The organism is Stenotrophomonas sp. 86156_Sma (assembly GCF_056481625.1).
Genome location: NZ_CM151157.1, coordinates 1,863,752 through 1,873,344, shown reverse-complemented (window position 1 = coordinate 1,873,344; position 9,593 = coordinate 1,863,752). Strand labels below are relative to the sequence as shown.

The window sequence follows — 9,593 nt, the reverse complement described above, 5'->3', positions numbered from 1 at the left end:
TTTAGCGCCTCCCGCCCGCACGGACAGATTCAGGGGTCGGATCCCTCTGCACGGCAGAGGGATCCGACCCCGGCAGGCACCCGGAATCTGTCAGAGGCGTGGCGGTGTGGGCAGGCGGGACCGTTGGCGCCATGGATGGCGCCATCGAGCCCCCAAGGGTGAGGGCGCTTTGCTTGCGAAGCACTGCTTCGCAAGCGCCCGAACGCACAGCCGCCAGCGGCTGGGCCGGGCCGCGGAGCGGGGTTTACGGCGTGTCCCGCCTGCCCACACCGCCCTGCCCACCACGGATTGCCTGCTGTTGCTGTTGTAGTTGCTGTTGTAGTTGCCCTGGCATCGGCGGGTGCCGGGTGCAACCCGGCCAGAAGCCCCCCTTACCCCCGCAACAGCACGAACGGCAGCAGCACCAGCGCCGCCGCACCGGCCATCGCCAGCAGCACCAGCACCACATACACCGGCCGGCGCCGGAACAGGCTACCGAAGGTCTCCGCCGTCCCCTCGCGCAACGCCTGCTCGCGCTCGGCACGGATGCGCGGCCCGCGTTCGGCCTGGTACTCGGCCATCAGCGCCTTTGCACGCGGATGATCGGCGTCCTCGCGCAGCCACAGGCCGCCGTTGGAAATGCCCCAGGGGCTGGGTTCGGTGCGATACCAGGCGATGCCGTGCTGGTCGAGCAGCGTGCAGACATCGGCGTATTCGTCGTCGCCGACATTGCGCAGATTGAGCAGGAGTTTTGCCATGCCCCCATGATACCCGGCGCCGATGCGCTACCCTTGCCGCCCTTGCCCTGCGCCCTTCCGGAGTCGCCCGATGCGCCGCCTGCTGCTTCCCCTGCTGCTGTCCCTCGCCGCCGTTGGCTGCTCGACCGAACCGTCCGGCCCACCGCCGGGTGGCACCCTGACCACCTTCGAGCGCATCGATACCGTCCCGGGCACCGGCACCGAAGCCGTTGCCGGCAACAAGGTCACCGTGCACTACACCGGCTGGATCTACGACAACCGCACCGAAACCAAGCACGGCAAGACCTTCGACAGCTCGGTCAGCCGTGGCGAACCGTTCACCTTTGCGCTCGGCGCCGGCCAGGTCATCCGCGGCTGGGATGAGGGCGTGGCCGGCATGAAGGTCGGCGGCAAGCGCACGCTGATGATCCCGCCGGACTACGGCTACGGCGACCGCCGGGTTGGCCCGATCCCGGCCGGCTCGTCGCTGGTCTTCGATGTCGAGCTGCTCGATGTCAAACCGTAATACCGCAACGCCTCCACGGGTCGCCGTCATCGGCGGCGGCCCGGCCGGCCTGTTCGCCGCCGAGCGCCTGCGCGCGACCGGGCTGCAGGTGGACCTGTACGAGGCCAAGGGTTCGCCCGGCCGCAAGTTCCTGATCGCCGGCAAGGGTGGGCTCAACCTCACCCATTCCGATCCGCGGCCGCTGTTCGACAGCCGCTACGGCGAGCAGGCCTCTGCCGTGGGACGCTGGCTGGACGGCTTCGACGCGCAGGCGCTGCGCGACTGGGCTGCCGGCTTTGGCGTGGAGACCTATGTGGGCAGCTCCGGCCGCGTGTTCCCGGTCGACCGCAAGGCAGCCCCACTGCTGCGCGGCTGGGTGCGCCGCCTGAAAGAACAGGGTGTGCGCCTGCACGCCAACCACCGCTGGATCGGATGGAGCGACGACGGCGCCCTGCGATTTGAAACCGAAGACGGCGCCGTTGAAGTGCATGCCGATGCCACCCTGCTGGCCATGGGTGGCGGCAGCTGGCCGCAGCTGGGCAGTGACGGCGCCTGGGTCTCGCCACTGCAGGCACGTGGCGTAGACATCGCACCGCTGCAGTCGGCCAACTGCGGTTTCGACGTGGACTGGACGCCGTTCTTCGCCGAGCGCAATGCCGGCGCACCGTTGAAGCCGGTGGTCGCGCACTGGGTCGACCTGGCCGGACAGCCGCAGTCGCTGCAGGGCGAATGCGTGGCCAGCGAGTACGGCATCGAAGGCAGCCTGATCTACGCATTGGCCGCAGACCTGCGCGAGACCATCAACCGCGATGGCCACGCGATGCTGTGGCTGGACCTGGTGCCGGGCCGCGATGAAGCACGCCTGCTGGCCGACCTGTCACGCCCGCGCAAGGGTCGCAGCTTCGGCGAACACCTGCGTCGCCAGGCCGGCCTGGATGCAGTGAAGGCCGCGCTGGTGTTCGAGATGCTGGGCAAGGAAGCGGGCAACGATCTGCCTGCCGTGGCAGCTACGCTCAAGCGCCTGCCCCTGCGCCTGCTGCGCCCCCGGCCGATGGCCGAGGTGATCAGCACCGCCGGTGGCGTGCGCCTGGATGCGCTGGATGATGGCCTGATGCTGCAGGCAGTGCCCGGCGTGTTCTGTGCCGGCGAGATGCTGGACTGGGAGGCGCCGACAGGTGGCTACCTGCTGACCGCGTGCTACGCCAGTGGCCTGCGTGCTGCGGAAGGCGTGATCGGGTGGCTGGCAGCGCGGTGACACCTGCGTTGTAGAGTCGAGCCATGCTCGACTGCTCTTGATTCAGGCGATAGAGCAGTCGAGCATGGCTTGTATGTTCCTCCCGGCTCCTACGCGGTATGTAGGAGCCAGGGTGGAGGGACCGTCAAGCATGCATCTGCGGATACTAGCCGACAGACGAGTCGAGCGATCCCCATCCCGCACACGAACGTCGATAAAGGATCGTACGGCCCCCAAAGGGGATCGTCGATGTAGGCAAGCTAACGTCGGTGCGGTACCACCCCAGCCCCTTAAAGATAGCTGGGAGCCGTACAAATGTCTGATTCTCTCGATATTGGCGTGGACGTGGACTCCAAGGAGTTCGTACCGGCAGTGGCCGACCGCAAGGCCGGCGACAGGATCGCCAACACCCGGGCCGGCATAGCCCAGTGGCTCAACACCTTGCCCCAGCGATGCCGGATTGGCATGGAGGCGACGGGGCGGTACTACGAGTTGTTGGCTCGGATGGCTGGCCAGGCAGGCCACGTTGTCTATGTGATCAATCCACGTCTGATCAAGCACTACGGCCGGGCGACGGGCTCGCGTGGCAAGACGGACGCCATGGACGCCGAAGCGATCGCCCGATACGTGAAGAAGGAGAACGATCGCCTGCGTGAATACGTACCGCGTACCGATGAGCAGCAGCAGATGCACGATTTGCTGCGCAAGCGGCAGACGCTGGTAAAGACACGCGCGCGGCTGGAGCAATCCTTCGGGGTAAGCAAAAGTGCCCCCGGGGAGCTGTCAGATCTGTTCTGCGCTCTGGCTGGGACGCTGTCCGAGCTGGAAAGCGAACTGCAGCGCTTGGGTCGCGATGGAGAGCATGGCACGCTCTACAAGCGCCTGTTGACCATCCCTGGTATCGGCCCCGCTGTCGCCGCTCACCTGATCTACTACATGACGCGCTGGCCGTTGGCCAACGCCAACGCGTGGATCGCCTACACGGGCCTGGATCCCCGGCCCAACGAGTCTGGCGGCAGAACGGGACGGCGTCGGCTGTCCAAACAGGGCGCGCCAGTGCTGCGCCAGATGCTCTACATGGCCGCCATGGGGCTCAAGCGGTGTCGTCGGGGGCAACCGCTCTACGACGAGCTGTCAAAACGCGGTCACCCCAGCACCGCCGTCTTCAACATCCTGGCCAGAAAGCTGGCCAGGATCGCCTGGGGTGTCTTCAAAAGCGGCCGGGACTTCGATCCGGCCATGCTGAAGGTGGGTCAAGCCTGCTTCCAGCAGGCTTGACCACGAACATAGGATCTCGACTCTACAAAAACCATCGAGCAAGCTCGACGCTACATCACCATGGCCGGCGCATGCTCACCGAGGCCAGCGCCACGCCGCTGGGATGCGGGTAAGTCTCTTCGCGCACACTGACAAAGCCCTGCCGTTGATAGAACGGCACGGCGTTGAGCGAGGCCGACAGCACCACCTCACGATCACGATCGGCCATCGCCAGCAGGCGCCGCATCAGCGCCTGGCCGATGCCCTTGCCGCCGCGATCCGGATCGACGAACAACGCATCAACCTCGTTGGCATCGGTATCAAACACGCCGAACCCGAGCAGGACACCCTGCCCGTCCTCGGCCACCACGCAGCCCCCCTGCGACAACAGCCGCGCGTACTGCGACGGTGGCGGCGAGGCAGACCAGGGCGCGATGACCTCGGGAGGGTAATGGCTGCTGCAGGTCTCGCGCACACAGCGCGTGCGCAGGGCCCACAGCCTAGCCACATCATCCATGGTGCCGGTCCTGAACTGCATGACGCCTCCTTGTAGAGCCGAGCCCATGCTCGGCTGTTCTTCGTTCCAACAGCGCGATGTCTGATCTAAAGGCAATCGAGCATGGCTCGATGCTACAGCAACGGTTACCGCGACTTGCTGGCGCGCAGCGCCTGGATCTTCGGCGGCGGCTGGAACGAGTCGCTGCGTGCATCGGCCCAGAACGCATGGAACACCGCATGGTCGGGCACCTTGTGCAGCAGTTCGCCTGGTTCCAGGTAGCGGTACAGCGAGGCCAGTGAACGGATTTCCACCGGTGAGACGCGGCGCAGGATGTGCTCCGGCCCCAGCTCGGCCGGATCGTTCAGGCCCGCCGCACACAGCAGCTCCTTCAGGGCGTGCAGCGTGTGCTCGTGGTAGCTGTACACACGGGTGGCCTTGTCCGGTGCATCCAGATGCTTCCAGCGTGCAGGGTCCTGGGTCGCGATGCCGGTCGGGCACTTGTCGGTATGGCAGCTCAGTGATTGGATGCAGCCCAGCGCGAACATGAAGCCTCGGCCGGCATTGCACCAGTCAGCCCCCAGCGCGATGGTCCGCGCGATGTCGAACGCGCTGGTGATCTTGCCGGCCGCACCGATGCGGATGCGATCGCGCAGATCCAGGCCGACCAGAGTGTTGTGCACCAACAGCAGCGCTTCGTGCATCGGCACGCCGACATGGTCGACGAACTCCGCCGGTGCCGCACCCGTGCCACCCTCGGCGCCGTCGACCACGATGAAGTCCGGCAGCAGCCCGGTTTCCTGCATCGCCTTGGCAATGCCGAACCACTCCCACGGGTGGCCGATGGCCAGCTTGAAACCGACCGGCTTGCCACCGGACAGCTCGCGCAGGCGTGCAACGAACTGCAGCAGCTCGACCGGCGTCGAGAACGCCGAGTGACGCGACGGTGACACGCAGTCCACACCCATCGGCACGCCACGCGTCACCGAGATCTCGGCGGTCACCTTCGGCGCCGGCAGCACGCCACCGTGGCCGGGCTTGGCGCCCTGCGACAGCTTGATCTCGATCATCTTGACCTGATCATGGGTGGCATTGGCAACGAAGCGTTCCTCGCTGAAACCGCCCTTCTCGTCACGGCAACCGAAGTAGCCCGAGCCGATCTCCCACACCAGGTCGCCGCCCATCTCGCGGTGGTAGGGCGAGATCGAACCTTCGCCGGTGTCGTGATAGAAGCCACCGCGGCGTGCGCCTTCGTTCAGCGCGCGGATGGCATTGGCCGACAGCGAACCGAAGCTCATCGCCGAGATGTTGAACACGCTGGCCGAATAAGGCTTGGCACAGTTCGGGCCGATCAACACACGGAAGTCATGCTTGGCGATGGCGGTCGGTGCCAGCGAATGGTTGATCCACTCGTAATCCACCGCATAGGTGCTGCGCAGGGTGCCGAACGGCACCGTGTCCATCTCGTTCTTGGCGCGCTGGTAGATCAGTGCACGCTGCTGGCGCGAGAACGGCACGTCTTCCAGGTCGCTCTGCACGAAGTACTGGCGGATCTCCGGGCCGATCGATTCCAGCCCGTAGCGGAAGTGCGCCATCACCGGATAGTTGCGGCGCAGCGTGCTGCGCTTCTGCAGCAGGTCCCAGGTCCCCAGCGCCACCATCGCGGCAGTCAGGCCGACGCCCCAATACCAGGCCGGCCAGATCGTGGCCAGCCACAGGCATATCGGGAACATCAGGATGGCGAGCAGGTAGACGATATACCGGTGCATGGCTTTCCTCGGTTGCAACTGCCCCCGAGTCTACCGCGCCGCCCGCTGCCAAGGCTTACAAGCGATCGTCAACCACGTTGCGCGGCCAGGCCGATTTCACGTCGTAGACCAGGCCTCCCGGCGCCAGCAGGCCCCGGATTGCGGATTCATCCATCGCCTTGAAACGGGCGTGGGCCACCGCCAGCACCACCGCGTCATAACACCCCGCCCCGGGATCGGCCAGCCAATCCAGGCCCTCGCCGGTCAACGCCGCCGGGCCGACCCAGGGGTCGCTGACCTCCACCTGCGCACCGGCATCGCGCAGGCGTTGCGCCAGCTCCAGCGCGCGGCTGTTGCGCAGGTCCGGGCAATCCTCCTTGAAGGTCACGCCCAGTACCAGGATGCGTGCGTCCGCCGGCGCACGGCCACGCTCGGCCAGCATCGCCAGCACCCGCGCCGCCACGTGCTCGCCGACGCGGTTGTTGACCTGTCGTGCGGTGTGGATCAGGTCCGGGTGATAGCCCACGCTCTCGGACTTGTGCAGCAGATAGTACGGGTCCACGCCGATGCAGTGGCCGCCGACCAGCCCCGGCCGGAACGGCAGGAAATTCCACTTGCTACCGGCGGCGTCCAGTACGTCCTGGGTATCGATGCCCAGCCTGTCGAAGATCAGGGCCAGCTCATTGACCAGCGCAATGTTGACGTCGCGCTGGATGTTCTCGACCACCTTGGCCGCTTCGGCCACCCGCATCGACGGTGCCGGGAAGGTACCGGCGGCGATGATGCGCTGGTACAGACCATCAATCACCGCAGCGACTTCCGCTGTCGAGCCGGAAGTGATCTTGCGGATGTCGGCCAGGCGCCGCTGGCGGTCGCCGGGGCTGACCCGTTCCGGGCTGTAGCCGCAATAGAAGTCTTCGTTGAAGCGTAGGCCCGAACCCTGCTCCAGCAGCGGCACGCACACTTCCTCGGTGGTACCGGGGTAGACCGTGGACTCGTAGATCACCAGGTCGCCGGCGCGAAGATGACTGGCAATCAGCCGTGTCGCCGCACGCAGGGGCTCCAGGTCGGGCTGCTCGTAAGCATCGATCGGGGTCGGCACGGTGACGATGTAGACGTTGCAGGCATCGAGCAGTGCCGGATCGCTGCCGTACTGCAGCAGCTGCGCACTGGCCAGCTCGTCGGATTCCATTTCCAGCGTGTGGTCCTGGCCGTTGCGCAGCTCGGCGATGCGACCGGCATCGATATCGAAACCCAACGTCGGCCACTGCCGGCCAAACGCCACCGCCAACGGCAGGCCGACGTAGCCCAGGCCGATCACCGCAAACCGGGGTGCGCTGGCCGCCGCTACCGGCGCACTCATCGGCACATCCCGCGCAACGGATGCGATCGCACATACGCTGCCATGGCCTCGGCCAACACACTCATCTGCTACACCACTCCGGAAAACCTGCGCCAGAAAGGCTACAGCCTACCGGCCCCGGTGCCCTGCCGCCAAGGCGGGCTCAGGACCCCAACGCCACCGCGGCCGGTTCCAGTTCACCGTCGGCGCCGGTCCAGGCCTGCAGCAGGCGCTCGAATCCACCGCTGCCAAGCAGGAAGCCGGGCCACGCGGCGTCGACGATCTGTGCCAGCAGCTCCGGTTCGATCCGCCGCGTGCCCATCGACCAGCGCGGAAATGCGCGCTGCACTACGGGGGCACGGCACAACACTTTCAGCTGCCCGTGGCTGCGCGCATTGAGGATGCGCTGGAACACCGAATCGATGCCGTCCTCCGGGCCCTCGAGATACTGCAGGAAGCGCGCTCCGTCGAACATCAGCACACCGGTGACACCGGCTACACGATTGAATGCCGTGGCGTCGGCCAGCAGGCGGTCAAGATCGGTTGTCTGCAGATCGGCGCGGGCCTCACTGGCATAGGCAATCGCGTGCAGCGACATCAGGTGGCTCCCCCCCCCCTGGGAACGATGGCAGGGACTATGACATGAATGCGATCGACAGTTAAGCACGTAAGCACGCCGCCGCCATGATGCAATCCGGTTGCGGAACCGCAGGTGGGCTACAATCGGCGCCGCGCTGCAGGCCCGGATGGCGAAACTGGTAGACGCATCGGACTTAAAATCCGCCGGGGGCAACCCCATGCCGGTTCGATTCCGGCTCCGGGCACCACACGCACGCAGCACGTCCCGCTTTCAGATCGCCCGCGAATAACGTGGTTGCTCGTGCGCGGCACGCAGATACGGGTCAAAGCACATCGCCAGCAGCCGCAGCAGCGGTCGCCCGGGTTCACTGGCACGCACCACGCCATCGCGGTATTCAGCCAGGCCGTCTTCCTGCAGCCGCTGTACCGAACGCAGGTCCTCGGCGAAGTACTGCTCGAAATCCACGCCGTGACGCTGCCCCAGCAGCACGCCATCCACCTCGCCCTGGCACATCAGCTGCTGGATCAGTTCCGCGCGCAGCTGGTCGTCGGCACTCAGTGCCACGCCGCGCCAGACCGGCAGCTGGCCCTGGTCCACCGCATCCTCCCACGACGGCAGGTCGCGCGGATTCTGGCTGTAGGTGGCACCGATGTGGCTGATCGCACTCACGCCCAGGCCGAGCAGATCGGTATCGGCGTGGGTGGTATAGCCCATGAAGTTGCGATGCAGCTGGCCGGCGCGTTGTGCGCGCGACAGATCCTCTTCCGGCAACGCAAAGTGATCCATGCCGATGTACTGGTAGCCCGCCGCGGAGAGCTTCTCCACCGCCAGACCCAGCAGCGCCAGCTTGTCTTCCGGTGACGGCAAGCGGCTTTCGTCGATCTGCTTCTGCGCGCGGAACAGATGCGGCAGGTGCGCGTAGCCGTAGACCGCCAGGCGGTCCGGGCGCAGCGCCAGCACCAGCTCGAGGGTGCGACCGAAGCCTTCCAGGCTCTGTCCCGGCAACCCATAGATCAGGTCGACGTTGACCGATCGCATGCCGCTGTCGCGGCAGGCGCGCAGGATGTCCAGCGTCTGTTGCACACCCTGCACGCGGTTGATCGATTCCTGCACCTGCGGATCGAAATCCTGCACGCCCAGGCTGGCCCGGTTGAACCCCAGCCGCGCCAGCATGGCGACGTCGCGGGTGTCGATGAAGCGCGGATCGAGTTCGATCGAGAAATCGCGCTGCGGCGAATCACTGAAATCGAAGCGCCGGCGCAACCCTTCCACCAGCGTGGTCATCGCTTCGGCATCGAGGAAGTTCGGCGTACCACCGCCCAGGTGCAGCTGGATCACCTCGCGGCCGTCATCGAACTGCGGCGCCAGCAGGTCGGCCTCGGCCAGCACGCGTGAGACGTAGCTGTGGCCACGACCGCGATCACGGGTGATCACCCGGTTGCAGCCGCAGTAGAAGCAGGGGCTGGAACAGAACGGCACATGCACGTACAGCGACAGCGCACGGGCCAGCTGGTTGCTGTCGGCGATCGCCTGGCGCAGTGCCGGCGCGTCGAAGCCATCATGGAAATGCGGCGCGGTCGGGTACGAGGTGTAGCGCGGGCCCGGCCGGTCGTGCCGGCGCAGAAGATCGGGGTCGAAGGTCCAGGCCAGGCCACCAGCGGCGGGAGAGAACGTGTCCATGCCGCCAGCATCGCGCCGGGCGGCCTGCGCCGCCT

9 protein-coding genes and 1 tRNA gene are annotated in these 9,593 nt (G+C 66.4%); 4 read left to right on the top strand and 6 right to left on the bottom strand.

What is annotated here, in order from left to right; genetic code table 11:
- Positions 1 to 371: 371 nt before the first annotated feature.
- Positions 372 to 737 (bottom strand): DUF6164 family protein, encoded by a 366-nt coding sequence (locus tag ACZK33_RS08810; protein WP_032128940.1) that lies wholly within the window; start codon positions 735 to 737, stop codon positions 372 to 374.
- A 70-nt stretch (positions 738 to 807) separates the two neighbouring features.
- On the opposite strand from ACZK33_RS08810, the gene ACZK33_RS08805 reads away from it, so the two are divergent.
- From ACZK33_RS08805 to ACZK33_RS08795, 3 genes are all read left to right on the top strand, one after another.
- Positions 808 to 1,242, top strand: coding sequence for an FKBP-type peptidyl-prolyl cis-trans isomerase (locus ACZK33_RS08805; protein ID WP_004152813.1), 435 nt, complete (start codon positions 808 to 810; stop codon positions 1,240 to 1,242).
- A complete protein-coding gene (locus ACZK33_RS08800; protein WP_423175821.1) occupies positions 1,229 to 2,476 on the top strand; it encodes a TIGR03862 family flavoprotein in 1,248 nt (415 codons plus the stop codon). Before ACZK33_RS08805 ends, ACZK33_RS08800 begins: the two co-directional genes overlap by 14 nt.
- 351 nt (positions 2,477 to 2,827) lie before the next feature.
- On the top strand, positions 2,828 to 3,733 hold the full coding sequence (locus tag ACZK33_RS08795; protein ID WP_478453914.1) for an IS110 family transposase: 906 nt from the start codon (positions 2,828 to 2,830) through the stop codon (positions 3,731 to 3,733).
- Between the two features lie 55 nt (positions 3,734 to 3,788).
- On the opposite strand, the gene ACZK33_RS08790 is transcribed toward ACZK33_RS08795, so the two are convergent.
- The 4 genes from ACZK33_RS08790 to ACZK33_RS08775 form a co-directional block, all read right to left on the bottom strand.
- Positions 3,789 to 4,250 carry a GNAT family N-acetyltransferase gene (locus ACZK33_RS08790; protein ID WP_423174080.1) on the bottom strand — a complete coding sequence of 154 codons (462 nt, stop codon included), beginning with the start codon at positions 4,248 to 4,250 and terminating at the stop codon, positions 3,789 to 3,791.
- A gap of 104 nt (positions 4,251 to 4,354) precedes the next feature.
- Entirely contained in the window at positions 4,355 to 5,977 is a 1,623-nt protein-coding gene (locus tag ACZK33_RS08785; protein ID WP_049420983.1) for an FMN-binding glutamate synthase family protein, read from the bottom strand.
- A 55-nt stretch (positions 5,978 to 6,032) separates the two neighbouring features.
- Positions 6,033 to 7,319: a nucleotide sugar dehydrogenase gene (locus ACZK33_RS08780; RefSeq protein WP_423174079.1), complete on the bottom strand. Its 1,287-nt coding sequence runs from the start codon at positions 7,317 to 7,319 to the stop codon at positions 6,033 to 6,035.
- A 142-nt stretch (positions 7,320 to 7,461) separates the two neighbouring features.
- A complete protein-coding gene (locus tag ACZK33_RS08775; RefSeq protein ID WP_032128935.1) occupies positions 7,462 to 7,896 on the bottom strand; it encodes a BLUF domain-containing protein in 435 nt (144 codons plus the stop codon).
- A gap of 142 nt (positions 7,897 to 8,038) precedes the next feature.
- Here ACZK33_RS08775 and ACZK33_RS08770 point away from each other — a divergent pair.
- Positions 8,039 to 8,125: transfer RNA gene (locus ACZK33_RS08770), tRNA-Leu, on the top strand.
- Between the two features lie 23 nt (positions 8,126 to 8,148).
- Here the strand turns inward: ACZK33_RS08770 and hemN are convergent.
- Positions 8,149 to 9,558: an oxygen-independent coproporphyrinogen III oxidase gene (hemN, locus tag ACZK33_RS08765; RefSeq protein WP_132809774.1), complete on the bottom strand. Its 1,410-nt coding sequence runs from the start codon at positions 9,556 to 9,558 to the stop codon at positions 8,149 to 8,151.
- Positions 9,559 to 9,593: the final 35 nt, after the last annotated feature.